Origin of the sequence: Sandarakinorhabdus sp. (assembly GCF_040398665.1) — a bacterium.
Lineage (GTDB): Bacteria > Pseudomonadota > Alphaproteobacteria > Sphingomonadales > Sphingomonadaceae > Sandarakinorhabdus.
In genome coordinates this window covers 533938-558722 of the sequence record NZ_JBBATQ010000001.1, presented here as the reverse complement: position 1 = coordinate 558722, position 24785 = coordinate 533938, and the positions used below count along the sequence as shown (strand labels likewise).

At 66.3% G+C, this 24785-nt stretch carries 22 protein-coding genes; 11 read left to right on the top strand and 11 right to left on the bottom strand.

All coding sequences use genetic code 11. From position 1 onward, the window contains the following. Positions 1-4: 4 nt before the first annotated feature. Positions 5-1024, bottom strand: coding sequence for an SDR family oxidoreductase (locus ABWP22_RS02625; protein ID WP_353198368.1), 1020 nt, complete (start codon positions 1022-1024; stop codon positions 5-7). 51 nt (positions 1025-1075) lie between these two features. Here ABWP22_RS02625 and ABWP22_RS02620 point away from each other — a divergent pair, with 51 nt between their 5' ends. Next, positions 1076-1636 (top strand): TetR/AcrR family transcriptional regulator, encoded by a 561-nt coding sequence (locus ABWP22_RS02620; protein WP_353198367.1) that lies wholly within the window; start codon positions 1076-1078, stop codon positions 1634-1636. A gap of 39 nt (positions 1637-1675) precedes the next feature. Next, the gene (locus ABWP22_RS02615) at positions 1676-3016 is read left to right on the top strand and encodes an MFS transporter (protein ID WP_353198366.1); all 1341 of its coding nucleotides are present in this window, start codon (positions 1676-1678) and stop codon (positions 3014-3016) included. 6 nt (positions 3017-3022) lie between these two features. On the opposite strand, the gene ABWP22_RS02610 is transcribed toward ABWP22_RS02615, so the two are convergent. The 5 genes from ABWP22_RS02610 to ABWP22_RS02590 form a co-directional block, all read right to left on the bottom strand. Then, positions 3023-3469, bottom strand: coding sequence for a VOC family protein (locus ABWP22_RS02610; protein WP_353198365.1), 447 nt, complete (start codon positions 3467-3469; stop codon positions 3023-3025). Continuing rightward, positions 3466-5412: an ATP-dependent zinc metalloprotease FtsH gene (gene ftsH / locus ABWP22_RS02605; RefSeq protein WP_353198364.1), complete on the bottom strand. Its 1947-nt coding sequence runs from the start codon at positions 5410-5412 to the stop codon at positions 3466-3468. Before ftsH ends, ABWP22_RS02610 begins: the two co-directional genes overlap by 4 nt. Before the next feature lie 121 nt (positions 5413-5533). Further along, positions 5534-6550, bottom strand: coding sequence for a tRNA lysidine(34) synthetase TilS (tilS, locus tag ABWP22_RS02600; RefSeq protein WP_353198363.1), 1017 nt, complete (start codon positions 6548-6550; stop codon positions 5534-5536). Further along, entirely contained in the window at positions 6540-7466 is a 927-nt protein-coding gene (locus ABWP22_RS02595) for a YbgF trimerization domain-containing protein (protein ID WP_353198362.1), read from the bottom strand. Before ABWP22_RS02595 ends, tilS begins: the two co-directional genes overlap by 11 nt. Positions 7467-7494: 28 nt before the next feature. Continuing rightward, positions 7495-8511, bottom strand: coding sequence for a helix-turn-helix domain-containing protein (locus ABWP22_RS02590; RefSeq protein WP_353198361.1), 1017 nt, complete (start codon positions 8509-8511; stop codon positions 7495-7497). Between the two features lie 275 nt (positions 8512-8786). On the opposite strand from ABWP22_RS02590, the gene typA reads away from it, so the two are divergent. The 3 genes from typA to ABWP22_RS02575 all read left to right on the top strand — a co-directional run bounded on the left by typA (position 8787) and on the right by ABWP22_RS02575 (position 12035). Then, positions 8787-10622 carry a translational GTPase TypA gene (gene typA, locus ABWP22_RS02585; protein WP_353198360.1) on the top strand — a complete coding sequence of 612 codons (1836 nt, stop codon included), beginning with the start codon at positions 8787-8789 and terminating at the stop codon, positions 10620-10622. Positions 10623-10782: 160 nt separating this feature from the next. Beyond that, the gene (gene folE / locus ABWP22_RS02580; RefSeq protein ID WP_353198359.1) at positions 10783-11421 is read left to right on the top strand and encodes a GTP cyclohydrolase I FolE; all 639 of its coding nucleotides are present in this window, start codon (positions 10783-10785) and stop codon (positions 11419-11421) included. A gap of 71 nt (positions 11422-11492) precedes the next feature. Beyond that, positions 11493-12035, top strand: a complete 543-nt coding sequence (locus ABWP22_RS02575) for a hypothetical protein (protein WP_353198358.1) — start codon at positions 11493-11495, stop codon at positions 12033-12035. A 3-nt stretch (positions 12036-12038) separates the two neighbouring features. On the opposite strand, the gene ABWP22_RS02570 is transcribed toward ABWP22_RS02575, so the two are convergent. After that, positions 12039-12929 carry a PEPxxWA-CTERM sorting domain-containing protein gene (locus ABWP22_RS02570; RefSeq protein ID WP_353198357.1) on the bottom strand — a complete coding sequence of 297 codons (891 nt, stop codon included), beginning with the start codon at positions 12927-12929 and terminating at the stop codon, positions 12039-12041. 169 nt (positions 12930-13098) lie between these two features. On the opposite strand from ABWP22_RS02570, the gene ABWP22_RS02565 reads away from it, so the two are divergent. After that, entirely contained in the window at positions 13099-14499 is a 1401-nt protein-coding gene (locus ABWP22_RS02565; protein ID WP_353198356.1) for an MATE family efflux transporter, read from the top strand. Here the strand turns inward: ABWP22_RS02565 and ABWP22_RS02560 are convergent. Next, positions 14453-15796 carry a flavin-containing monooxygenase gene (locus tag ABWP22_RS02560; protein ID WP_353198355.1) on the bottom strand — a complete coding sequence of 448 codons (1344 nt, stop codon included), beginning with the start codon at positions 15794-15796 and terminating at the stop codon, positions 14453-14455. The two genes, ABWP22_RS02565 and ABWP22_RS02560, sit on opposite strands and share 47 nt — an antisense overlap. A gap of 109 nt (positions 15797-15905) precedes the next feature. Here ABWP22_RS02560 and zwf point away from each other — a divergent pair, with 109 nt between their 5' ends. The 3 genes from zwf to eda are packed head-to-tail and all read left to right on the top strand — an operon-like array spanning position 15906 to position 18923. Then, positions 15906-17354 carry a glucose-6-phosphate dehydrogenase gene (gene zwf / locus ABWP22_RS02555; protein ID WP_353198354.1) on the top strand — a complete coding sequence of 483 codons (1449 nt, stop codon included), beginning with the start codon at positions 15906-15908 and terminating at the stop codon, positions 17352-17354. Then, complete coding sequence (locus tag ABWP22_RS02550; protein ID WP_353198353.1) at positions 17347-18300, top strand: glucokinase; 954 nt, start codon at positions 17347-17349, stop codon at positions 18298-18300. The genes zwf and ABWP22_RS02550 overlap by 8 nt, the downstream gene beginning before the upstream one ends. Next, entirely contained in the window at positions 18297-18923 is a 627-nt protein-coding gene (gene eda / locus ABWP22_RS02545) for a bifunctional 4-hydroxy-2-oxoglutarate aldolase/2-dehydro-3-deoxy-phosphogluconate aldolase (RefSeq protein WP_353198352.1), read from the top strand. The genes ABWP22_RS02550 and eda overlap by 4 nt, the downstream gene beginning before the upstream one ends. On the opposite strand, the gene ABWP22_RS02540 is transcribed toward eda, so the two are convergent. Beyond that, positions 18901-20346, bottom strand: coding sequence for a hypothetical protein (locus ABWP22_RS02540; RefSeq protein WP_353198351.1), 1446 nt, complete (start codon positions 20344-20346; stop codon positions 18901-18903). The genes eda and ABWP22_RS02540 overlap by 23 nt on opposite strands. Positions 20347-20384: 38 nt before the next feature. After that, positions 20385-21134, bottom strand: a complete 750-nt coding sequence (locus tag ABWP22_RS02535; RefSeq protein ID WP_353198350.1) for an ABC transporter ATP-binding protein — start codon at positions 21132-21134, stop codon at positions 20385-20387. Between the two features lie 148 nt (positions 21135-21282). Here ABWP22_RS02535 and ABWP22_RS02530 point away from each other — a divergent pair, with 148 nt between their 5' ends. Both ABWP22_RS02530 and ABWP22_RS02525 read left to right on the top strand, forming a co-directional pair. Continuing rightward, on the top strand, positions 21283-22497 hold the full coding sequence (locus ABWP22_RS02530; protein ID WP_353198349.1) for a parallel beta-helix domain-containing protein: 1215 nt from the start codon (positions 21283-21285) through the stop codon (positions 22495-22497). Continuing rightward, entirely contained in the window at positions 22494-23546 is a 1053-nt protein-coding gene (locus ABWP22_RS02525) for an SO2930 family diheme c-type cytochrome (RefSeq protein ID WP_353198348.1), read from the top strand. Before ABWP22_RS02530 ends, ABWP22_RS02525 begins: the two co-directional genes overlap by 4 nt. Here the strand turns inward: ABWP22_RS02525 and ABWP22_RS02520 are convergent. Further along, positions 23497-24750, bottom strand: a complete 1254-nt coding sequence (locus tag ABWP22_RS02520) for an MFS transporter (protein WP_353198347.1) — start codon at positions 24748-24750, stop codon at positions 23497-23499. The genes ABWP22_RS02525 and ABWP22_RS02520 overlap by 50 nt on opposite strands. Positions 24751-24785: the final 35 nt, after the last annotated feature.

Here is a 24785-nt window from a genome sequence, read left to right as displayed (position 1 = left end):
GGCGTTACGCCTTCACCAGCCCCTTTTCGATCAGGCTGTTGGCGCAATCGAGGATGGTGGTTTTCTCGTCGCGGGTTTTCCAGCCCAGCCGCTGCAGGGCGTGGGCGGCGCTGGCTTCGCGGCGGCGGCCGAGTTCGGGCACCACCATCTTCACCGTGGCATCGAAATTGGCGAGCAGTTTCAACAACCAATTGGGCAAGCCGCGGCTGGGCACCCGGCGCGCTTGGCTGCCCAGCCCGGCCTGCAACACTTCGGCAACTTCGCGCATCCGCAGGAAGCGGCCTTGCGCGATGAAGCGTTCACCATCCAGGCCAGGCTCGGTCATCGCCCGCACATGCAGATCGGCGACATCGCGCACATCCACCACGCCAAAGCCCAAGTTCGGCAGGCCGGGCAGTGCGCCATCGAGCAATTTCTTCACCACTTCCAGGCTGGTGGAAAAATCGGCGCCCAGCACCGGGCCGAGCACGGCTGCCGGGTTGATCGAGACATATTCCATGCCCTTCCCGTTTGCCGTCATCCAGTCGCGCGCTGCGCGCTCGGCCAGCGTCTTGGACTTGATATAGGCATAGGCATCCAGGCTGTTGACGTTGGACCAGTCGGCTTCGGTGAACGGCGTGTGGCCGTCACCATGACCATAAGCGATGGCCGCCATGCTGCTGGTCATCACCACCCGCTTCACGCCGGCGGCGTGGGCAAAGCGCAACGCCCTGAGCGCGCCTTCGCGGGCCGGAATGATCAGATCGTCGGGGTTCTTGGGTTCACCGGCGGGAATTGGCGAGGCGATGTGCTGGACATGGTCGATCCCGGCCATGGCTTCGGCCCAGCCGGCATCGCTCATCAGGTCACAGGCCACCAGTTCCAGATCGGGCAGCCCGAGCGTGGCCCGCACTTCCGCGGCCCGCGCCAGATTGCGGATGGTGCCGCGCACCTGCCAGCCATCGCGCACCAGCGCCTGAATGATGAAACCGGCGATATAGCCCGATGCGCCGGTGACCAGCACCTTGCCCTGCGTTTGTGACATTGCCACGCTCCTGCTTGTCGATTCCCGCTTGATCGTGATACAAACTGACAAATGTCGTCTGTTTTGTCAAACCTGCCGATTGAAGACCGCCGCGCCCGGGTGGTGACAGCGGCCATCAGTGCCTTTTCCCGTCATGGTTACCGGCGTTGCACCATGGCCGATATTGCCGCGGCTGCCGGCATGTCGCGGCCGGCGCTCTATCTGCTGTTTCCCGGCAAGGAAGCGGTGTTCCGCGCCGTGGCCGAAGCGCTGCTGGCCGATGCCGCCATCGCCGCCGAACAGGCATGGCCCGAAGGGGCGGATCCGGTGGACGGTCTGTTCGGTGCCATCGTGGCCAAAGACCTGCCAATCCACCGCCTGTGCCACGCCAGCGACCATGCCGATGAAATATTGGCCGTTGCCGCCAGCCTGACCGCCGATCTGCACCATGCCAGCGCGGCCCGGTTCGAAGCGTTGCTGGCAACGCGGTTGGCCAGGGCGGGGCAGGCGGATGCGGCCGGCCTGGCGCGCATGCTGGTTGCCGCCGCCACCGGGCTGAAACATGCTGGCCTGCCCGAAACGGATTATATTGCGGATGTGCAGCGGTTGGCCGGGCTGATTGCGAAAAAGTAACGGGTTGGCAGCGGCGCGCCGGCAGCCCATTAGCGAGCTGTGCAAACCCGAAATCCTTTTGCCGGTCTTGGCGCCTCTTCACTGCCGCGTCGCGAATTCGCGGTGGTGTTTGCCGCGCTGTTGACCGTGGCAGCCGGCAACACCGCGCTGCAGACGGTGCTGCCGGCCATCGCCCGCGTCATCCACTTGCCCGACATGCTGGTGGCGGTGATCTTTTCCTTTTCGGCCCTGTTGTGGACGTTCAGCGCCCCTTATTGGGCCCGGCAGAGTGACATCCGCGGCCGGCGCCGGCTGATGCTGGTCGGCTCGCTGGGATTCATGGTGTCGATGGCGGGCTGCGGCATCGCCATCTATGCCGGGCTGAACGGCTGGCTGGCGCCCATCGCGACCTTTGCGCTGTTTGCCACATTGCGCAGCCTGTTCGGCATCTTCGGTTCGGCGGCCAACCCGGCGGCGCAGGCCTATGTGGCCGGCCGTACCGACGAGCAGGACCGCACCGCGGCCCTGTCCAGCCTGTCATCGGCGTTCGGCCTGGGCACCATCATCGGGCCGGCCGTGGCGCCGCTCTTCATCCTCGCCCCGCTCGGGCTTTCCGGGCCGATGTTCGCCTTTGCCTTCATTGCCCTGATCGTGATGGTGGCCGTGGCCCGTGTGCTGCCGGATGATGATCCGACCCACGGACCGGGCCAGGTGCAGAAGGGCAGCGGCGCGCCATCGTCGGAGCCGAATCTGGCCGGGGCTACGACCGGGGCCAGCGTGCGCGCGGCGGCCGCCGGCCGGCCCCAGCGGCTGAGCGTGAGAGACAGCCGCATCCTGCCCTTCATGATCTTCGGTTTCGTTTCGGGTTCCATCCAGGCCGCCACCGGCCAGGCACTGGGCTTTCTGGTGATCGACACGCTGGGCGGCGATGCCTTGGCCTCGCAACATTCGATCGCGCTGATCTTCATGGCTGGGGCGTTTTCAACCCTTTTGGCGCAGTGGGCGCTGATCCCGCAATTGCGGCTCACCCCGCCGGCCCTGATGCGCTGGGGCACCGTGATTGCGGCCGCCGGCACGGCTGGCATCGCCCTGTCGGGCAGCCTTTATGCGCTGGTGCTGGCCTTTGCCCTGATGAGCATGGGCTATGGCCTGGCGCGGCCCGGCTTCACTGCGGGGGCCAGCATCGCTGTGTCCCGCGCCGAACAGGGCGGCGTGGCGGGGGCGGTCACATCGGTCAACGGCAGTTGCTTCATCTTTGCGCCGGCCATCGGTATCGGACTTTACCAGATTGGCCACACTGTCACCTATTGGCTTGGCGCTGCGGCACTGGCCTGTCTGGCGGTCTATGCCTTCACGCAACCGGCGCTCGGCCGTGAACCCGGTGACCACGCCGAGGAATAGGCCGTATCAACGCGGCTGGCTGAGCGCGATGCGATTGCCTTCGCTGTCTTCGAATTCGGCCACCCAGCCGTTGGCGCCGATAGCCTTCTTCGCATAAAGGCTGCGGCCGCCGGCGGTCAGGGCGCGTGCCAACACCGTATCGATATCGGGCACGCGGAAATAGAGAATCGGACCGGCCTTGCCGGGCACATAGACATCGCCCTTCACCAACGCCCCACCCGGCGTTCCGTCGCCGGGGAAGATCGCCATGTCATAGCCGTCAACCGTCTCGACGGTCATGGCAATGCCGAACACCGCCTCGTAAAAGCGGCGGGCACGGGCCAGATCGGTTGCCGGGATTTCGAACCAGCTGATCATCGGTCGGATGGCGGCTTGCGGTGCAGTGGTCATGGATTGTGCTGTGGCCGGGGTCGCTGCGATCAGCGCCCCGGCCAGCAAGAACCAGCGGCTCACGCGCCGGCGGGTGCCTCACCCAGACCGGTGCCGCGGCGGCCGGCCTTGGGAATGGCGGATGCGCCAGAGGTCGGGCGCGCCACCGGGGTGGTGGTGGCGGAACCGCGATCGATCGAGCCGCCGTCCATCACCTTCTTGATCTCGTCGCCCGTCAGGGTTTCATATTCCAGCAGGGCACCGGCAATCGCGTGCAGTTGATCGATATGTTCGGTCAGCAACTGCTTGGCGCGATAATAGCCCTTGGTGACGATGGAGCGCACTTCTTCGTCGATGAGCTGCGCGGTCTGCTCGGAGATATTCTGGGTCTTGCTCACGCTGTGGCCCAGGAAGACCTCTTCCTGATTTTCGGTATATTTCAGCGGGCCCAGCTTGTCGGACATGCCCCACTGCGTCGCCATCGAGCGGGCCAGATCCGTGGCATAGCTGATGTCGGACGACGCACCCGAACTGACCTTGTCATAACCGAAGATGACTTCCTCGGCGACGCGGCCGCCCATCGACACCGCCAGATTGGCGTACATCTTGTCACGGTGATAGCTGTACTGGTCCCGCTCCGGCAGGCGCATCACCATGCCCAGCGCGCGGCCACGCGGGATGATCGTCGCCTTGTGGATCGGATCGGATGCTTCCTCGTGTAGCGAGACGAGTGCGTGGCCAGCCTCATGATAGGCGGTCATCTTCTTTTCGTCTTCGGTCATCGCCAGCGTCTTGCGCTCGACACCCATCAACACCTTGTCCTTGGCGTCTTCGAATTCGCGCATGGACACAAGGCGCTTGCCGCGACGCGCCGCCAGCAGCGCGGCTTCGTTGACCAGATTGGCAAGATCGGCGCCGGCAAAGCCGGGCGTGCCGCGCGCAATGGTGCGGGCGTTCACATCCGGCGACAACGGCACCTTCTTCATGTGCACGGCCAGGATCTTTTCGCGGCCGTCGATGTCGGGGCGGCCAACCACCACCTGGCGATCAAAGCGGCCGGGACGCAGCAAGGCCGGATCGAGCACGTCGGGGCGGTTCGTCGCGGCGATGATGATGATGCCTTCATTGGCATCGAAGCCATCCATTTCGACCAGCAACTGGTTCAATGTCTGTTCGCGTTCATCGTTGCCGCCACCCAGGCCGGCACCGCGGCTGCGGCCGACCGCGTCGATTTCATCGATGAAGATGATGCACGGCGCCGATTTCTTGCCCTGTTCGAACATGTCGCGCACGCGGCTGGCGCCGACACCGACGAACATTTCAACAAAATCGGAACCGGAGATCGAGAAGAACGGGACATTGGCTTCGCCGGCGATGGCGCGGGCCAGCAGCGTCTTGCCCGTGCCCGGCGGACCGACGAGCAGCGCGCCCTTGGGGATCTTGCCACCCAGGCGGCTGAAGCGGCTGGGGTCTTTCAGGAAATCGACGATCTCCTGCAATTCCTCGCGGGCTTCATCGATGCCGGCGACATCGTCGAACGTCACGCGGCCTTCCTTTTGCACCAACAGCTTGGCGCGGCTCTTGCCGAAACCCATGGCGCCACGGCCAGCGCCATTCTGCATCTGGCGCATCACGAAAATCCAGATGCCGATCATCAGGATGAACGGCAGCATGTTGAAGAACAACTGTACCAGCACCGACCGGCTTTCTTCGGGGCGGGCATCGAAGCGCACACCCTTGGTGCGCAGGCGTTCGATCAGCTGGGTATCGCCGGGATTGAAGGTGCGGAATTCTTCATCATTGCTGGTGCGGCCGATGATTTCATCGCCGCGGATTTCCACCGATTTCACTGCGCCATCATCGATGCGGGCGAGGAAATCCGAATAGGCGACGGCATCGCCGCTGCGTGTGCTGCTCGGCCCCTGCATCAGGTTCACGACCACGGCCAGGCCGAGCAGGATGACGACCCAGAGGCCGAGATTCTTCATCCACGGACTGGGGGGGCGTTTGTTGGGACCTTCGGACATCAACACTTCATCCTGCACACGCAATCGCGCCCGTCAGCGGCACGAATTCCAACCGCCAAGATAAGCCGGTTTGCCGTGGTTGCAATCAGCCTGTGCCATTCTGCCTCTATCCTGAGCCGAATCAGACACTTTGGTAACCATTTTTTCCAGCCCCGTTGCCGCTTTGCACGACATTGTGGCGATTTGCCGGCCCCAGCCGCCACACCGGCCCCGGCCGCGCCACCACCCCGGCCAGCGTGCCGGCTTTGCCACCACTGAGTCGTGCCGCCAGCCGCGCCACATCATTGCCGCGCGCGGCGCTGGTGCCGAGTTCGGCCACGGCACGCGCCAGGAGGCGCTGCACCAGCGCCGCCGGCAGGCCACGCACGTCGAGCAGCAACGCTGCGCCGTCACCCGCATTCTGCGGCTGCACCCGCCCCTGCCAGGCCAGATCGGCCGCCCATTCCAGCGCTGCCGCATCGTCGGCCAGATGCGCCGCCGCCTGCGCCAGCGCCGGCACATCAAGGCCGCTGCCCGCCAGCGCCGCCCGCATCCGGCTGCGATCATGGCGCGGATCCTGATTGGACGGATCCTCCACCGCCTGCCAGCCGGCTGCAGCCGCGATGGCGACCAGTTCGGCCTTGCGCCGACCAAGCAGCGGCCGCACCAGCCACACGCCGGATGCCAGGCACCGCGCCGCGCGGATGCCGGCCAGGCCGTCACTGCCACTGGCCCGGTTCAGCCGCATCAGCAGGGTTTCGGCCTGATCATCAGCATGGTGCGCGGTGAGCAGCAGGCCATGGCCATGCGCCGCACACCAATCGCCGAGCAAGGCATAGCGGGCGGCGCGGGCCTGCGCCTGGACATTGCGACTGATGGCGGCATCATCGCGCCGCAGCGTCACATGCGCGATGCCGCGGCCGGCGCATTGGGCCGCCACCCCGGCTGCTTCAGCGGCCGAATCGCTGCGCAGGTCGTGATCGACGGTGATCGCCGTTACGCGCCCGGCAAAGCCTGCCTGCGCCAGATGCAGCAGCGCCAGACTGTCCGGCCCGCCCGACACCGCCACCGCGATGCGATCGGCCGCACTCACCGGCCGCCCCAGCGCCGCAAGAATCAGTTCGGGCAAATCCGGCAGGTTCGGCGGATCAGGCCGCACATTTGGCCCTTGTGCGCTGGCGGCCCGCATCGGCTTTCTGCGTGTCGGTCAACTTGGCACCATAGGCGGTGTCGAGTTCCCCGAGCACTTCGCAGGCCTTTTGCGGTTTGGCCATGGCATTCAACGATCCCGCCAGCCCGATGAGCGCATCGGGTGCGGCGGAGGCCCGCGGCGTCGTCTGATAGACTTCCAGAAACGCCTGTGCTGCCTGCGCATGCTGGCCCCGTGCGGCATGGCTGCGGCCGATCCAGTATCGGGCCTGACCCACCCGCGTCGATTTCGGCCAATCCGCAACGAATTTGCCCATCAGGCTTTCCACCGCCGGCCAATCGCGGCCGGTCACCTTGGGATAGGCCAGCGCCCACGCCGCATCTGCGGTGGCGGGGGGCGCAGTGGCAGGAGTGACGGCCGCGGGCTTGGTTGCCGGCGGTGGCGCGGCGGAGGTCGCGGGTGCGGCCGCTGGCACGGCCGCCGGTGCATCGCCGGGCGCAGCGCCGCCGGGATTTTCCCCGGGGCTCTCCAATTTGTTCAGCCGAAATTCGACATCGCCCTTCAACCGGCGCTGGCCGTCTTCCAACTGGCGCAATTTATACTCGATCGCCTCGATCTGGCCGGTCAAGCCGCGCACGCTGGATTCCAGCGCATCAACCCGCGCAGACAGATCGGCAATCGGCGTGGTGGCCGGCGCCGCCGCCGGGGCCGGTTCCGGCACGGCGGCCTGGGCCGGAATTTCGGGTTCAAAGAACCGCGCATCGCCGCCGGGGAACACCTTGCGCTGCACGGCGCGCATTTCCGATTCGAGCTTGCCGACCCGGCGATCGAGTTTGCCGACGTCCACCGCCTGCGCGGCCACTGGCAGGGCCGTGACACTCGCCAGCACGGCACAGACAAGGGCAAGATCAGCCAAGCGCACCACGTCAGTCTCCGTTCGAATTGCCTGTCGTCTAACCCTGTGCCCCGCCCTGGCTTGCCGGCGGCTGAACGGGCCGCCGCGCAGCCGGACCGGCCAGCGGCCCCGCAGCAACAACTTCGGCGGGCGGCGGCGCAAAGCGGGCAGCCAGCGCCGGCGCAGTCAACACCACGCCATCGATGGTCGAGACCGACCCGCCAAGCGATGGCAGCACCACGCCGGCCACCTGCACCTGCACCACACCAGCGCGGCCGGCGCGCATGGTGAGCGGCGGGCCATCGGCCGGCACCGCAAAGCGTTGCCCGGCAGACAGGACGCCCATGAAGGCACGTCGCCCGGTGACGCGATCATAGATTTTCAGCCAGACATCTTCCTGCGCCACCAGCACGACGGGGCCGCTGAGGGGTATGGTGGGCGCAGCGGCGGCGGCGGCGGGCGGCACCGGCAAGTTGCCAGCGGCAGGGTTGGCGGGCAGCGGCGCGGCCAGGGCCGGATCAGCCGGGGCGGCGCCCGGTTGGGGCGCAAGCGCAGCGTTGGCCGGATTGGCGGCGATATCGGCCACAGCGGTTTCCGGCGCAGCCGTTTCAACAGGCACGGGCGCCGGATCGAACACGCCGGCACCATAAAGGCCCAGTGCACCGATCAGCACCACCAGCAGGGCAACACTGCCCCACGCCAGCCCGCGCGACGGCAGCCGGGATTCGGCCAGCGGCTCCATGATCAGTGGCGTCGGCACATGCGGGGTGATGCTGGTTTCAGAGCGGAACTGGGCTGCCACCGCTTCGGAATTCAACCCCAGACAGCGCGCATAGCTTTTGACGAAGCCCAGCGCATAGGGCAGCGCCGGCAGGCTGCGATGATCATCGGCTTCGATCGCCATCAGGTGGCGCAGCGGCACCCGGGTTTCGCGGCTGAATTCGACCAGTTCGCGACCGGTGGCGCTGCGTGTTTCCGCAAGCAGTGCGCCAACGCTGAGACGCGCAGCCGGCGTTACATGGGGAACGGCATCGGGCAACTCCGATGCCGACAGGTCGTCGCTGTCTACCGGCATGTTGCTTGTCCTATGCGTAACCGACATCAGGGTTCCCCTCCCGCTGATTGCGGCGACATGGCCCAGCATGGCATGATGAGTCAATCGTTCCTGGCGTCGCGGCGACCATAGATTATCGATGGACGCCGCATTGCAGCAAACGGGGCCGCAAAAGGGGCGGCATGGGCGGGCGCGTTGCCGGCTTGCCGAATGGCCCCCCTTAGCCTATGGCGCGGCTGTCTGGCCGGCGCGTTTTCGGCTTGTCCCTCCCTGTCCTTGCCCTTCGGAACCCCCGCATGTCCATCCGCAACATCGCGATCATCGCGCACGTCGACCATGGCAAGACCACATTGGTCGACCAGCTTTTTCGCCAATCCGGCACCTTCCGCGACAACCAGCGGGTGGCGGAACGCGCGATGGATTCGAACGATCTGGAAAAGGAACGCGGGATCACCATCCTGGCGAAATGCACGTCGATCGAATGGGCCAGCCCGTCCGGGGAAAACTTCCACATCAACATCGTCGACACCCCCGGCCACGCCGATTTTGGTGGCGAGGTTGAGCGCATCCTTTCGATGGTCGATGGCGTCATCCTGCTGGTCGATGCCGCCGAAGGACCGATGCCGCAGACCAAATTCGTCTGCGGCAAGGCGCTGGCGCTGGGCTTGAAGCCGATCGTGGTGGTCAACAAGATCGACCGCCCCGATGCGCGCGCCGACGAAGTGCTGAACGAAGTGTTCGATCTGTTCGTCACGCTGGAAGCCAATGACGAGCAGCTCGATTTCCCGACCCTCTACGCCTCGGGTCGCAACGGCTATGCCGGCCTGGACGAAAATGTGCGGTCCGGCGATCTGAAGCCCTTGTTCCAGACGATCGTCGATCATGTGCCGCCGCCGGCCGGCGATCCGGATGCCGAATTCAAGATGCTGGTGTCGTTGCTCGATCGCGACTCGTTCGTCGGCCGCATCCTCACCGGCCGGGTGATTTCGGGCACGCTGAAGGTCAACACGGCGATCCATGCGCTCAACCCGGATGGCACCATTGCCGAAACCGGCCGCGCCTCGAAGATCTTTGCCTTCCAGGGCCTGGAGCGGGTGCCGGTGGAAGAAGCCAAGGCCGGTGACATCATCGCCCTGGCCGGCCTGACCAAGGCCACCGTCGCCGACACCATCGCCGACGTCAGCGTTTCGGAGCCGCTGCATGCGCAGCCCATCGATCCGCCGACGCTGTCGATGACGTTCAGCGTCAACGATTCGCCTTACGCCGGCCGCGATGGCAGCAAGGTGACCAGCCGCATGATCGCCGATCGGTTGATCCGCGAAGCCGAAGGCAATGTCGCCATCAAGATCACCGAAAGCGCCTCCAAGGACGCGTTCGAAGTTGCCGGGCGCGGTGAATTGCAGTTGGGCGTGCTGATCGAAACCATGCGCCGCGAAGGCTTTGAGCTGTCGATTGCGCGGCCGCGGGTGATTTTCGGCACCGATGACAATGGCAAGCGCACCGAGCCGTATGAAACCGTCGTCATCGACGTGGATGAGCAATATTCGGGCACGGTCGTCGAGAAGATGGCCGGCCGCAAGGCCGAGATGACCGACATGCGCCCATCGGGCGGCGGCAAGACCCGCCTGACCTTCTCGGCGCCGTCGCGCGGCCTGATCGGCTATCACGGCGAATTCCTGTCCGACACGCGCGGCACCGGCATCATGAACCGGCTGTTCGAAAAATATGGCCCGCACAAGGGTCCCATTTCGGGCCGCGCCAACGGCGTGCTGATCTCGACGGAAAGCGGCGATGCCGTCGCCTATGCGCTCGGTTATCTGCAGCCGCGCGGCACGTTGATGATCGCGCCGGGCGAATCCGTCTATCAGGGCATGGTGATCGGCGAGAATGCCCGCGACGACGATCTGGAGGTCAACCCGCTGAAATCCAAGGCGCTGACCAACTTCCGCGCCAGCGGCAAGGATGATGCCATCGTGCTCAGCCCGCCCAAGAAGCTGACGCTGGAACAGGCCATCGCCTATATCGACGAGGACGAGCTGGTCGAGGTGACGCCCAATTTCATCCGCCTGCGCAAGATCCATCTCGACCCCAACGAGCGCAAGCGCGCCAGCCGTGCCCGCCAGGCCGGTTGAGGCCCCGGAATGAGGCATATGCCGGCGGGGCTGCGACAATGGGTCGGTTGCCGCGCGGGCCGGGCAGGCTTTAGGGCGCGCTTCCCCCGCTGGTCATGGCAGGGATTGTTCAGCGGCCGCAGCGGGCCAGGCTGGCGCGCGAAGCGGGAGAGATTTGCCCATGTCCGATGAATCCGATTTCATTCATGATGACGATGCCCCGCTTGATGCGCCGGCGCCGGCAAGCTTCGTCACCATCCCGGCTGCCGAAGCCGAAGCCGCCATCCGCACGCTGATTCGCTGGACCGGCGATGATCCCGACCGTGAAGGTCTGCTCGATACGCCGGCGCGAGTGACGCGGGCCTGGCGCGAATATACCAAGGGCTATGCCGAAGACCCCGGCTTGCACCTGTCGCGCACCTTCGCCGAAGTCGGCGGCTATGACGAGATCGTCATCCTGCGCGACATCCCGTTCCAGTCGCATTGCGAACATCACATGGCGCCGATCATCGGCAAGGCGCACATCGCCTATCTGCCGCGCAGCCGGGTGGTGGGCATTTCCAAGCTGGCGCGCGTGCTGCACGGCTATGCAAGGCGGTTGCAGGTGCAGGAACGCCTCACTGCCGAAGTTGCCGATTGCATCCAGCAGCATCTCGATCCGGTGGGCGTGGCTGTGGTCATCGAGGCGACCCATGCCTGCATGTCGGCGCGCGGCGTGATGACGCCGGGCGTGGTGATGACCACCAGCCGCATGATGGGCGTGTTCCGCGAGGATGCCAGCAGCCGTTCGGAAGTGCTGCGGCTGATGGGTAAAGGCTGAAGCGGCACGAACCAGCGCCTGGGTAGTTTCCGCCGCATGCGCCAGCGCAAGCCAGAGCGCATTTTGGCCGCATGAATTGCAATTTTGTCGTCTTGCTGCTCGCTGCGGCCAGTGCCGCTGCGGCGCAAACCCCGCCCAATCCGCGTACTGGTGCCGAGGCCGTGGTCATGCCCGAAAAGGGCGACACGGATGAGCAGTTGGGGCGGGCCGCCAGCCGCCCGCTGCGTGACCTCAACATCATGAAGCCCAAGCTCGCAGCCGCGCTGGAAGCGATCATGGCCAACCCGTATGAGCTGGCGGGCCTGAAGAGCTGTCGCGGGCTGAACGGCGAAGTGAACCGGATGACGGCGCTGGTTGGCTCCGATGTCGACGATCCCGGCCTGAAGGCCCGCAAGAACCGCGACCCGGTGGAGTTTCTGCTCGACAGTGCCGAAGGCATCACCGGCAGCCTGGTGCCGGGCCAGGGCATCATCCGCGAGATCACCGGCGCCAACAAGGCCGCGCGCAAAGTGGCCGCCGCCCGTCTCGCCGGCCAATTGCGGCGCAGTTACATCAAGGGGATGATGAAAGCGCGGGGCTGCCGGCTGCGCGGCGCGCCGGCGGCCGTCAACTGACGATCAGGCCCGCTGCGCGCGCTTCTGACGGCGCGCGGCCGAACCCACCAGGCCAAAGCCGGCGATCAGCATCGCCCAGCTCGACGGTTCCGGAACGGCGTTGATGGCCTGTGCATAATTGGTGCCGTTGCTGCCGAGCGCGGTGAAGTTGCTGACCGGCGTTCCATTTTCATCCAGCACCTGGTTGATGCCGCCCCAGGTGATGGTGTGCGAATAATCGCAACCGGAACTGGAGCTGTCACCCTGCTGGAACGTGCGGGCATTGGCTCCGCACGATTGCGTGATGGTCACCGTCTGCCCGATCAGATTTTCAAACGGGATGGTGAAGGTGAACGCACCGGTAAGCGGGCCAGCATAGGGCGCACCCAGACGGCTGCGCGTCAGGGTGGCCGAGCCGCCGACAAACCCATTGTAATTCGATTGGTTGACCTGAAAACTGAACACCGGATCAGCCAGGCCGGCAACCTCCACACGGGTTTCCGAATTGCTGAAGGCGACCACGCCGCCAGCACCGGCCGCCGCGGACGACAAGGCGCCGTCGATCAGGATGGTGGCCACAAAACTGCCCGATGTCAGCCCCGGTGCGTTGACCGTGATCACATCGCTGAAGCTGACGGAAGCACCGATCCCATTGACCAATTGGGTGCAGCACGCCCCGAAGTTGAAGGGCCCAAGGGTACTGGCCTGCACCTTGAGCACCCCCGGTGCCGCCGAGGCGAAGTAGGTGTGCGGGCCCGGTGATCCCGAAACGCTCTGCGCGCCGCCGGTCGTGCTGTCGACCAACGTTGCATCGACGCCGAGCGAGCTGGTTTCCACCTTGATGCGGGTGCTCGGCGCTGCCAGCACTGGTGCGGCCGCAAGCATCGCCAGCACAGACGCAAACCCGATACGCATGTCAAATCCCCCCGTCGCGACTGGCTGCACCGCCCACCAGCGCGCCCGTTCATTAACCAAAGTGGCGCAAATGCCTATCTGAAGTCAATGGCCTTCAGCCAGCCGATTTGCGGCAATCGGGGTGCGCCTGTATGGCGTTGCCGCCACCTTCATCACAAAGGCCAGAACCATGTCCGCGGGGACCGCCCCCGAATCACTTGATGCTGCCGGCAACGGCCCCGGCGTGCTGCTGCGACTGGCGGCGCCGGTGGTGGCGTCGCGTCTGGGCATCATGGCGATGGGGCTGGTCGATACGCTGGTGGTCGGCCGCTACAGCTCGGCAGAGCTGGGCTATCACACCATGGCCTGGGCGGTGACCGGCGTGGTGCTGACCACGGCGCTCGGCCTGATGTCGGGCGTGCAGGTGATGACCAGCCAGGCCATCGGCGAAGGCCGCGAGGCCGATACCGGCGCAATCCTGCGTCGCGGGCTGGTTTATGCCGGCTGGATCGCGCTGGCGGCGGCGATGTTCCTGGCGCTGACCGGCGGGGCGATGCTGCATGGCTTCGGTCTGGCGGCGGGGCTGGCGGATGGCGCCACCCCGGTGCTGCAAGTGCAGGCGATATCCCTGATCCCCATCATCATTGCCGACGCCGGCCTGTTCTGGCTGGAGGCGCATGGCCGTGCCGTGCCGGGCATGGTGGCGATGTGGGCGGCCAATGTGGTCAATCTGGTGGTCAATCTGTGGCTGGTGCCGGACGGCAATTTGCTGGGCGTCCATGGCGCGGTGGCCAGCGGCTGGGCAACCTTTGCCAGCCGGATATTCCTGCTGGTCGTGCTGGCGTGGATCATCCTGGGCTGGCAGCGGGCGCGCGAGCTGGGCGTGCTGTCACCGGCGCCGCGCGATGCAAAGGCCGCGCGCGACATGCGGCGGGTCGGTTATGGCGCGGCGGGCAGTTATTTCATCGAAAGCCTGGCGTTTTCGGCGATGGCGGTGTTCGCCGGCTGGATCAGCGTGACCGCGGTGGCAGTGTGGGGGGTGGTGATCAATGTCGCCGCCATCGTGTTCATGGTGCCGCTGGGCCTGAGCGTGGCGACCAGCGTGCTGGTCGGCCGCGCCTATGGTGCGCGCGATTCTGCCGGGATGCTGCGCAGCGCCGGGCAGGGATTTGCCTTCACCATGGCCGTTCTGCTGGCGGTGTCGGTGGGGGTATGGCTGTTCCCGCAAGCCATTGCCGCGGCCTATTCGCAGGATGCGGTGGTCATCGCCGGCATCGCCAGCGCCATGATCCTGTCCAGCCTGTTCTTCGTGGCCGATGGCTTGCAAGTGGTGGCGGCGCAATCGCTGCGCGCACGATCGGATATCGTGGCCCCCACCGCAACGCACCTCGTGTCGTATGTGGTGGTGATGATGCCGCTGGCCTGGTGGCTGGGGGTGCGGCAGGGCGGCGGCGTCGATGGGCTGATCTGGGCGATCGTGCTGGCCAGCACGATGTCGGCCGTGTTGCTGTGGGGCCGCTTTGCCTGGCTGGCGCGGCGCCCGCTCAGGCAGCCTGGCTCAGACGCGTCGGCCGCTTCGCACCCCGCCTGATTTCGGCCTGCAGATCGGCCACATAGGGTTCGAAATTCACCTGCATCGTGTGGCGGCGGCTGGCGTAATAATGGCCCTGATAGCGTTGCTCCTCGGCGACGATGGTGCGGCGCATCGTGTCGGGATCGGGCAGCGCATAGTGGCCGGAAAGCCAGGCAACGAGCAGTTTTGATTGCTGCTCGGCCAGATTGACCAGCGTCGGCAGCGTCTGCGCCAACCCCATGAACCACAGACCGTGCAACGCCGGATCGGCCTGCACCATGCGCTTGTAGAGCGGGATGTGATTGTCGGTCACACACGCATCGGCGGTATCCAGAAACGGGAAATCGATGTTGTAACCGGTGGCGGTGATGATCGCGTCCACCACCTCGCGGCTGCCATCGGCGAAGATCACGCCGTCCCCGTCCAGCCGGGCGATGCCGGGCTTGATGGCGATATCGCCGCTGCCCAGCCGGGTCAGGAACTCGCCGCTCACAGTTGGATGGGCATCCAGCGGTTCGTGATCCGGGGTGGGCAGGCCATAATCCTCCATGCGCCCCACCAGGCTCTTCACCTTGCGGCGGCCGATCCAGCGCGCCAGCGGCAGCGGCAGCCATGGCGGCGCGGCCTGTTTGTCGGCGGGCACCCCGTTGAAATATTTGGGCAGCACCCAGACGCCGCGCCGGGTGGAGACCCAGCATTTTTCGGTGATGCTGCGCTGGCCGAGTTCGGACGCGATATCCACCGCACTGTTGCCGAGCCCGACCACCACCACGCGCTTGCCGATCAGATCGATCGGCGCGAACGGCGTGCGATAATCATGGGCGTGGATGATCCGGCCGTTGAACTGGCCTTCCCACACCGGGCGATTGGGGCTCCAGTGGTGGCCATTTGCAACGACGACGGCCTGATAGGCTTGGGTGCCATGGCGGGTCGTCACATCCCAATGGCCATCCGCCCGCCGCGCCACCTTCAGCACCGGTGTGTCGAACTGTACCAGGCCACGCAGTCCGAAATGATCGACATAGTCGTTGAAATATTGCGCGATCAGGCTGTGGTGCGGGAAATCCGGCCAATCGGCAGGCACCGGAAACTCCTCGAACTGCAAACGCCATTTCGACGTGTCGATATGCAGCGATTGATAGGCGCTGCTCATGCCATTGGGGTTGTTGTAAGCCCAGTTGCCGCCAATACGATCCGAAGCTTCGAACCAATCGAAGGCAATCCCGGCATCGCGCAGCCGTTTGGCGGTGGTGAAGCCGGAACAGCCGGCCCCGATCAGGGCGACAGTGCGTTGCGGGGCGGTCTCGGCAGGCATGGCGCAGCTCCTTTCCGCTCACATGGTACGCAGCATCGCCGGTCGCGCCACCTGTTGCTTTCAAGGTGCCGGCTTGCCCCGACAGCCGCTTTCGGCTTGAACGGCAGACATGAGCATTATCGCCACGTCCCTGCTGCTGTTTGGTGCCACTGGCGATCTTTCGCGGCGGATGTTGATCCCGTCGCTGTTCGGGCTGGCGGCCGATGGCCTGCTGCACCCGGATCTGCGCATCATCGGCACGGCGCGATCGGCGCTGGATGTGGCGGAATTCCGCAGCCTGGCCGCCGCCGCGCTGGAGCAGGGCATCGAAGCCGATCGCCGCCCGGCCGCCGCCGTCGCCGCGTTCCTTGATCGGCTGGCTTATGTCTCGCTCGATGCGAACCAGCCCGACGGTTTTTCGGCGCTGGCGGCCGAAGTCGGCGATCCGGCGCGACTGGCCATCTTCCTGTCCACCGCGCCCAGCCTGTTCGGCCCGACCATCGCCGGCCTGGCCGGGGCCGGTCTGGCCGCGCAAGGTGCGCGCCTCGCGCTGGAAAAGCCGCTTGGCCACGATCTGGCCAGCAGCTGCGCCATCAACGACGCCGTGGCCAGCGCCTATCCCGAAAGCCGGATTTTCCGCATCGATCATTATCTCGGCAAGGAAACCGTGCAGAATCTGCTGGCGCTGCGCTTTGGCAACATATTGTTCGAGCCATTGTGGAATGCGGCGGGCATTTCATCGGTGCAGATCAGCGTGGGCGAAACGGTCGGGCTGGAAAAGCGTGGCGATTATTATGACGGCATGGGCGCGCTGCGTGACATGCTGCAGAATCACATGCTGCAACTGCTGGCGCTGGTCGCCATGGAGCCGCCGGCGCGGCTGAACCCTACTGATGTGCGCGATGAGAAGGTGAAGGTGCTGCGATCGTTGCGGCCGATCACCGCGGCCGATGTCGAAAGCCATAGCGTGCGCGGGCAATATGCGGCCGGCGCCATCCATGGCCAGCCGGTGCCTGCCTATCTGGATGAACTCGGCCGCGCGTCCGACACCGAGACGTTCGTGGCCCTGAAAGCCCATGTCGATAATTGGCGCTGGAAGGGCGTGCCTTTCTATCTGCGCACCGGCAAGCGCATGCCGGAGCGGGTGAGCGAGATCATCGTGCAGTTCCGCGCCGTGCCGCATTCGATGTTCGGCAGCGCGGCGTTGCAGCCCAACAAGCTGATCATCTCGATCCAGCCCGATGAGAATGTCGGCCTGATGATGATGGCCAAGCTGCCGGGGCTGGACCGTGACGGGCTGAAGCTGCGTGCGGTGCCGCTCGATATCGGCCTGCCGGGCGCCTTTGCCGATGTGCGCCGCCGCATCGCCTATGAACGGTTGTTGCTCGATCTGATCGAAGGCCGGCAGACCCTGTTCGTGCGCCGCGACGAGGTGGAAGCGCAGTGGCAGTGGATCGATGCCATCCGCGCCGGCTGGGCCAGCACCGGCATGGCCGCAAAGCCCTATGCCGCCGGCGCCTGGGGGCCATCGGCGGCGATCGCGTTGACCGAGCGCGACGGCGTGAGTTGGCATGACTGAACTTGTCGCTGCCGATATCGGCGGCACGCATGCGCGTTTTGCCCTGGCACGCATCGATGCCGGGCAGGTGGCACTGGAAGAACCAGTCGTGCTGCGCTGCGCCGATCATGCCAGCCTGGCCGAAGCCTGGGCCACGTTCGGCCGCATGATCGCCCGGCCGTTGCCGCGCGCCGCCGCCATCGCCGTGGCCTGCCCGGTGGCCGGCGACACGCTGAAACTGACCAACAATCCCTGGGTGATCCGTCCGGCGGTGCTGGGCATCGAACTCGGCCTGGATTCCTATATCCTGATCAATGATTTCGAGGCGGTGGCGCATGCGGTGGGCGCTTGCGGCCCGGACCAGTTCCAGCATGTGTGCGGACCGGACGTGCCGCTGCCCGGCAGCGGCGTGATCTCGGTGATCGGGCCCGGCACCGGGTTGGGCGTGGCCATGCTGCTGCGCGATGGTGGCAAGGTGTTGGCCAGCGAAGGCAGCCACGGCGATTTTGCCCCGGTCGATGCCATCGATGATGCGATCTTGGCGCATTTGCGCCGCCAGTTCGGGCGGGTATCGACCGAACGCGTGGTATCGGGGCCGGGCCTGGCGGCGATCTATGCGGCGATGGCCGCAGAGGCCGCCCCGCCAGATGACACGGCGCTGTGGCAACAGGCGCTCAGCGGCACCGCTGCGCCGGCGGTGGCGGCGCTGACCCGCTTCTGCATGGCGCTGGGCAGTTTTGCCGGCAATATGGCGCTGGCGCACGGGGCCGGCGGCGTGGTGATTGCCGGCGGGCTGGGCGCGCGGCTGGCGGGCGTGCTGCCGCAATCGGCATTTGCCGAACGCTTCGTGGCAAAAGGCCGCTTCCTGCCCATGCTGCAGGGTCTGCCGGTGAAACTGATCCGCCACGCACAGCCGGGCCTGCTGGGCGCCGTTACCGCCTTTGCCCGCCACAGGAATATGCCATGATCGATATTGATAGGCTGCTGGGTCTCGCGCCGGTGATCCCGGTGCTGGTTGTCGATGATGTTGCCCACGCCCGGCCGCTGGCGCAGGCGCTGGTCGCCGGCGGGCTGACCGTGCTGGAGGTCACCCTGCGCACGCCGGCCGCGCTGGCCGTGATCGCCGAAATGGCCAAGGTGCCCGGCGCCATCGTCGGGGCCGGCAGCGTGCTCAGCCCGGACGATCTGGCCGCGGCAACGTCGGCCGGCGCGCGCTTCATCGTCTCGCCGGGGCTGACGCCGAAACTGGGCGAAGCCGCCATTGCCGCCGGCCTGCCGTTCCTGCCGGGCGTGGCCACCGCCGGCGAGGTGTTGGGCGCCATCGAAATGGGCTTTTCCCGGCTGAAATTCTTCCCGGCAACCGCGGCCGGCGGCCTGCCGACCCTGCGGGCGCTGGCGGCGCCGTTCGGGAATGTGCGGTTCTGCCCCACCGGCGGCATCACCGCGGCCACCGCGCCGGACTGGCTGACCGAACCGATGGTGGCGTGCGTGGGCGGCAGTTGGATCGCGGCACGCGGCGATACGGATTGGGCAGCGATCGAAGCCCGCGCGCATGCTGCCGCCGCACTCAAAGCTCGGGGCGCGGCCTGAACAGATAGATGCCGCCCATCAGCAGCCCGGCCAGCAACAGCGGCGCCGGCGCCCACCAGCTTGGCATCAGCAGCAGCCGTGTGGTGCCGGCAAAACAGCCCAGCAGCAGGAATTCGCCCATGGCGGTGAGCAGCGAGGATTTGTAGCGTTGGCGAAAGGCACTGCGCTTGGCGGGCGCGCGGGTCCACAACTGCATCATGGCCGCTGCCAGCCCGGCCAGCGCCGCCATCGGCAGCATCAGCCAGGCCGCATTGGCGTCGCGTGTGGCCACCACCACCGCCAGTGCCAACACCAGCAGCATCGGCGGTGACAGCGCAGCGGCCAGCTTGGCGCGCAACACCTGACCGGCCGGCACCGGCGCCGCCGCAATCAGATCGGGTGCATCTTCGGCGGAAATCACCAGCCAGGCCAGCGAGGAGGCGAGCGCACCGCCCAGAAACACCCCGGCGGTGGCCATGCGCACCGGCGTGATCTGGCCATCGGTGAAGATCAGCGCCAGCACCGGCACCATGAACACCAATTGCTGGCCGATCTGCGAGATCAGTTCGGGATCGCGGCCCAGCAGCTTCATTTCCTTGCCGAACATCACGCTGAACGGACTGCCGCCAAAATAAGCCGCGCGGGTGGGTTTTTCCGCCGCCGGGCCGGCCGGCGCGGCCTCGATGTGCGTGGCAGCAAAGCGCGCCGAGACAAATGCAGCAGCGGCCGCCAGCGCCAGCACGGCCAGCAGCGGGCCCGGATCGCCCAACAACGCCCGCGCCGGCCAATCCAGCGGGGCCGGCGGCACGCTATCCAGTGCACGCATTCGCGCCTCGAACCAGGCGGGCGCAAAATTCGGCGTCTGGCCCAGCGCGAACATGCTGCCGCCAAGCAACACGCCGGCCAATTGCGCCGCTGTCTTGGCGCGCGCCGGGCCGAGCAGGCGTTCCAGCGCCGTCGCCAGCACCAGAGCAATGGCCGTGGCAATCACCGCAATGGCCGCAACGACAAACGGCCCGGCCAGCCAGAAGCCATGGCCGAACAGCGCCGAGAACGCGAAGAACGGCAAGGTAAGCAGCAGGAAGGGCAGCGCCACCACCGCCTGGACACCCGAAATGCGGGCGGCAATCACGCGGGCAGCCGGGATCGGCGCGGTCAGCAACAGTTCCAGTTCACCACGATCATGGCCCAGCCGCAGCACGTGCGCGAAGGCCGAACTGATCATCACCAGCAACAGCACGGCGAGCGCAGCGGACACTTGGCCCAGCACGGCCAGCGGGATCATCGGCGCGGCGCGCACATGCCAGGCCGCCAGTGCGCCGCCGATCAGCGGCAGCAGCGCCAGAACGCCAATGGCGATGATGCGCCCCCCACGGCCTTCGCGGCCACGCGCCTTGATGCGGATGTCGTTCCAGATCAGCCAGGCCAGACTGGCTTGGCCCATTCTGCCGGGCCGCAGTCTGGCTGGTGCGGCCATCGCGGTCATGCGGCGGCCAGTTCCAGAAACACGTCTTCCAGCGTGGTGCCGGCGGCGCGGCCCACCGCCAGTTCGGCCATCGATCCTTCCGCCACCAACCGCCCGCTGCGGATGATGCCGATGCGCTGCGCCATGCGTTCGGCGACTTCGAGGATATGTGTCGTCATGATCACCGTGGCACCGGCCGCAACGCGCGCCAGCAGCAGATCCTTCACCAGCCTAGCGGCGGCTGCATCAAGGCCGGTAAGCGGTTCATCGAGGATCAGCAGCCGCGGTTCGTGGATCAGCGCGCCGGCCAGCGCCAGTTTCTGCTTCATGCCGCGCGAGAAGCCTTCGCAGCGGATGTCGCGCTTGTCCCACAGGCCCAGTTGCTGGAGCAAGGCGGCGGCGCGCGGCTGGGCATCGGCCGGCGGCACCCGCCACAGGCCGGCGATGAAGGCGAGATATTCCGCCGGGGTCAACTTGTCATACAGCAAGGGCTCGTCGGGCAGCCAGGCGGTGATCTGTTTGGCCGCAATGGGTTCGGCCAGCACATCGATGCCGAACAGGCTGATCTGACCGGCGTCGGGCCGGGCCAGGCCGGTGACCATGCGCAGGGTGGTCGTCTTGCCGGCGCCATTGTGGCCGAGCAGCGCATAGATCTGACCGGCCGGCACGGTGAGATCGAGACCATCGACGGCCGGATGGCCCCCGAAGGCCTTGGTGAGGCCGCGAATCTGCAGGGCGGGAAGACACAGGGGATTCGGGGCATGCATGCCATCACGCTAACAAAGCCGATCGATCATGGCGATGAATGGGCGTTAACGACATGCCGCAGGGACACAGGCGGGTGCTTTTGAGGGCTTGAGCCGCGACGATATCGCGCAGACACTGGCGCCTCATTTCAGGCAAGGATCACGTCCCATGCGCACTGCTCTGTTTCTTGTGGCTTTGCTGGCCTCTGCTGCCGGCGCCAAGACCATCCATGTCGGGCCGGGCGGCGATGCACATGAAAAATTGCAGACCGCGCTGATCGAAGCGCAGCCGGGGGACACGGTGCATATCGCGGCGGGTCGCTATGCCCTGGCCGACGGCTTGTCGCTGGATGTCGATGGCGTGACTGTGAAGGGCGACGGGCCCGGCGCGACCATATTGGATTTCACCACGCAAAAGGGCGAGGGCGAGGGCCTGTTGATCACGTCGGACAATGTGGTGGTGCGCGATCTGGGCATTGAGAATGCGGCCGGCAACGGCATCAAATCTAAGGGCTCGGATGGCATCGCACTGGTGGGGCTGCGGGTGGAATGGACTGGCGGGCCCAAATCCACCAACGGCGCCTATGGCCTGTATCCGGTGAGTTCGAAGAATGTGCTGATCGATCGCAGCATTGTGAAAGGCGCATCCGACGCCGGGATTTATGTCGGCCAATCGGTCAACATCATCGTGCGCAACAGCCGCGCCGAACAGAATGTCGCCGGCATCGAGATCGAGAACAGCTATGACGCCGATGTGGTGGACAATGTCGCCACCAACAATGCCGGCGGCATATTGGTGTTCGATCTGCCCGATCTGCCGCAACAGGGCGGCCGCAATGTGCGGCTGGTGAACAACCAGGTGCTGGCCAACAACCATGTGAACTTCGCCGCGCCGGGCAATATCGTCGCCGGGGTGCCATCGGGCACCGGCATCATGGTGATGGCCAACGACAATGTGGAAGTGACGCGCAACGATATCACCAGCAACCACGGCAATGGCGTGATGATCGTCGCCTATACGCAGGCCTTCACCGACAAGGCCTACAACCCGTTGCCGCGCAATGTGCGGGTGGTGAACAACAAGTTCAGCGGCAACGGCACCGCCCCGGCCTTCAAGGGCGGCAAGGAAATCGCCGCGGCACTGGGCGGCACGGTGCCGCCAGTGATGTGGGATGGGATCACCCGCTATGCCGTGCCGGGTGGTGGCGGCGAGCGCGCGGCGAACGGCGGCATCAGCAGCGATGCGCCAGGGATCACGCTGGGCCTGGGCCTGCAAGGCACACCGGCCACGCAAGCCCGGCCGGCCCCATTGCCAAACGTGGTCGCCAGTGGCACCCGCCCCGCCATCATTCTTCCGGCCGCACTGGAAGCGCGCAGCCGATGAAGCGGGCGGTTGCGGCGCTCTTGCTGCTGGGCGCAGCGCCGGCACCTGTGGTGCAGGCCGATCTGTTAATGGGCAGCGATGCGCCCCGGCTGGCCGATTACGGCCTGTTCGATGCCAGTGGCCAACCTGCGCCGGGCGTGCAGGCCTATACGCTCAACACGCCGCTGTTTTCCGATGGCGCGGAGAAGTTCCGTTACGTGTGGCTGCCGCCCGGGACCAAGGCGGATTATCGTGCGTCCGGCGTGCTGGCATTCCCGGTGGGCACGGTGCTCATCAAGCGCTTTGCCTTTGCCGCCGATGAGCGGCAGCCGGCACAGAATCTGACCACTGTGGAAACCCGGCTGCTGATCCACCGCCCGGCCGGCTGGACGGCGCTGAGTTATGTCCAGGACGGCACGGACGCTGTGCTGAAGCGTGCCGGCAAGCGCATTCCGGTCGCCATCATCAATGCCGCCGGGCAGCCGCAGCACATCGATTATGCGGTGCCCAATCAGAACCAGTGCAAGCAATGCCACCAGGCCGGCGAAGCGATCACGCCGATCGGGCCGACCGCCGGCAATCTGAACGGCGGCCTGCACCATGATGGGCCCAATCAGCTTGCCACCTGGGCCAAGGCGGACCGGCTGGCCGGGCTGCCGGCATCCGGCCTTCCGCGCCTGGCGCGCTGGGATGATGCGGCCGAACCCTTGGCGGCGCGGGCGCGGGCCTATCTCGCGGTCAATTGCGGCCATTGCCACGACCGCGCCGGCTTTGCCTCCAACAGCGGGCTCTATCTGAATCCCGATGAGCAGACCCCGGCGCATCTGGGCATCTGGAAACGCCCGGTGGCCGCCGGGCGCGGATCGGGCGGACGGGAATTTTCGATTGTGCCCGGCCAGCCCGATCAATCGATCCTGCTGCACCGCATGACATCGTCGGAACCCGGCGTGATGATGCCGCAGTTCGGCCGCACCCTGGCGCATGCACAAGGCATCGCCCTGATCCGCCAATGGATTGCCGCTATGCCCGATCCAGCTGGCGCAGCGCCGGCAACAGCGGCAGCACCGTAATCCCGGCGAGCATCAGCACCAGCGACACACCCAGCCCGGCCCCGACGGCCGCGCCGGCGCCCAGCACCGCCGCCACCTGGAACAGGCTGTTGATGATATTGTTGGCCGCGATGCTGCTTGCCCGGCTGCCGGCCGCACCCGCGGTCTGCAGCACGGCATAGAGCGGCACCGAAAACACCCCGCCGGCCACCGCCATCACCACGAGATCAGCCAGCACCCGCCAGCCGGCCATGGTTGCGAAGAAAGCCGCCATGCCCTTGGGCGCAGACCCAACGCCCGTCACCGCAAACCACAGATCGATGCCGGCCAGCGCCATCACCAGCCCGGCCGGCGCACACAGGCGCGTCGAAATCCGCCCCTTCAGCCACCGCCCCACCAGCACCGACCCTGCGGCAATGCCCACCGAGAACGCGCCGAGGAACAGCGTTGCCACGGCCTCATCACCGCCCATGCTGTTGCGGGCCAGCGGCACGAACTGGCTGGTGTAGATGGCGCCCAGCGCCCAGAACCAGCTGATCGCCAGTGTCGCCCGCCACAGTGCACGATTGGCAAAGGCACCCGCCAGCGCGGTGCGCCCGCTGGAGATGGGGTTCCAGTTGATCGGGCCCCCACCCTGTTGTTCCTCTTCGGGCGGCGCCAGCGGAATGGCGCGCGCGGCCAACCAACCGATCACCGCCAGCGCGCAGGCCACCGGTCCCACTGCAGCGGTCGCCAGCAGCCCGCCGGCCACCTGGCCGAGCAGGATGGCCACGAAGGTTGCCGCTTCGACCAGGCCGGTGCCGGCCACCAGCTCCTGCGGTTTCAGATGCTGGGGCAGGATGGCATATTTCACCGGGCCGAACAGGGTGGAATGGCAGCCCATCAGAAACACCACGGCCAGGGCCAGTTCCAACGAGCCCATCAGCAGTGCCGCCCAGCCCAGCGCCATGAAAATGATTTCCAGCAATTTCACCAGCCGGGCGATATCGCCCTTGTCGCGGCGGTCGGCCACCGAGCCGGCGATGCCGGAAAACAGGAAATAGGGCAGGATGAACAGCCCAGCCGCTACAGACGCCAGCATGGCGGCGCGGGCCGGATCAGCCGCCGCCACGTCAAAGGCGATGATGAACACCACCGCGGTGCGGAACAGATTGTCATTGAAGGCGCCCAGAAACTGAACGGCAAACAGGGGACCGAAGCGCCGCGTGGCCAGAAGTTGGAACATTCGGCATTTGCCATGCCAGCAAGCGGCACTGCCGT

Excerpts from the sequence above, each read along its gene's own strand:
- ABWP22_RS02625 (WP_353198368.1), bottom strand. The coding sequence starts at position 1,024 with ATGTCACAAACGCAGGGCAAGGTGCTGGTCACCGGCGCATCGGGCTAT.
- ABWP22_RS02620 (WP_353198367.1), top strand. The coding sequence starts at position 1,076 with ATGTCGTCTGTTTTGTCAAACCTGCCGATTGAAGACCGCCGCGCCCGG.
- ftsH (WP_353198364.1), bottom strand. The coding sequence starts at position 5,412 with ATGTCCGAAGGTCCCAACAAACGCCCCCCCAGTCCGTGGATGAAGAAT.
- ABWP22_RS02590 (WP_353198361.1), bottom strand. The coding sequence starts at position 8,511 with ATGCCGGTAGACAGCGACGACCTGTCGGCATCGGAGTTGCCCGATGCC.
- typA (WP_353198360.1), top strand. The coding sequence starts at position 8,787 with ATGTCCATCCGCAACATCGCGATCATCGCGCACGTCGACCATGGCAAG.
- folE (WP_353198359.1), top strand. The coding sequence starts at position 10,783 with ATGTCCGATGAATCCGATTTCATTCATGATGACGATGCCCCGCTTGAT.
- ABWP22_RS02575 (WP_353198358.1), top strand. The coding sequence starts at position 11,493 with ATGAATTGCAATTTTGTCGTCTTGCTGCTCGCTGCGGCCAGTGCCGCT.
- ABWP22_RS02570 (WP_353198357.1), bottom strand. The coding sequence starts at position 12,929 with ATGCGTATCGGGTTTGCGTCTGTGCTGGCGATGCTTGCGGCCGCACCA.
- ABWP22_RS02565 (WP_353198356.1), top strand. The coding sequence starts at position 13,099 with ATGTCCGCGGGGACCGCCCCCGAATCACTTGATGCTGCCGGCAACGGC.
- ABWP22_RS02560 (WP_353198355.1), bottom strand. The coding sequence starts at position 15,796 with ATGCCTGCCGAGACCGCCCCGCAACGCACTGTCGCCCTGATCGGGGCC.
- zwf (WP_353198354.1), top strand. The coding sequence starts at position 15,906 with ATGAGCATTATCGCCACGTCCCTGCTGCTGTTTGGTGCCACTGGCGAT.
- ABWP22_RS02550 (WP_353198353.1), top strand. The coding sequence starts at position 17,347 with ATGACTGAACTTGTCGCTGCCGATATCGGCGGCACGCATGCGCGTTTT.
- eda (WP_353198352.1), top strand. The coding sequence starts at position 18,297 with ATGATCGATATTGATAGGCTGCTGGGTCTCGCGCCGGTGATCCCGGTG.
- ABWP22_RS02540 (WP_353198351.1), bottom strand. The coding sequence starts at position 20,346 with ATGGGCCAAGCCAGTCTGGCCTGGCTGATCTGGAACGACATCCGCATC.
- ABWP22_RS02535 (WP_353198350.1), bottom strand. The coding sequence starts at position 21,134 with ATGCATGCCCCGAATCCCCTGTGTCTTCCCGCCCTGCAGATTCGCGGC.
- ABWP22_RS02530 (WP_353198349.1), top strand. The coding sequence starts at position 21,283 with ATGCGCACTGCTCTGTTTCTTGTGGCTTTGCTGGCCTCTGCTGCCGGC.
- ABWP22_RS02525 (WP_353198348.1), top strand. The coding sequence starts at position 22,494 with ATGAAGCGGGCGGTTGCGGCGCTCTTGCTGCTGGGCGCAGCGCCGGCA.
- ABWP22_RS02520 (WP_353198347.1), bottom strand. The coding sequence starts at position 24,750 with ATGTTCCAACTTCTGGCCACGCGGCGCTTCGGTCCCCTGTTTGCCGTT.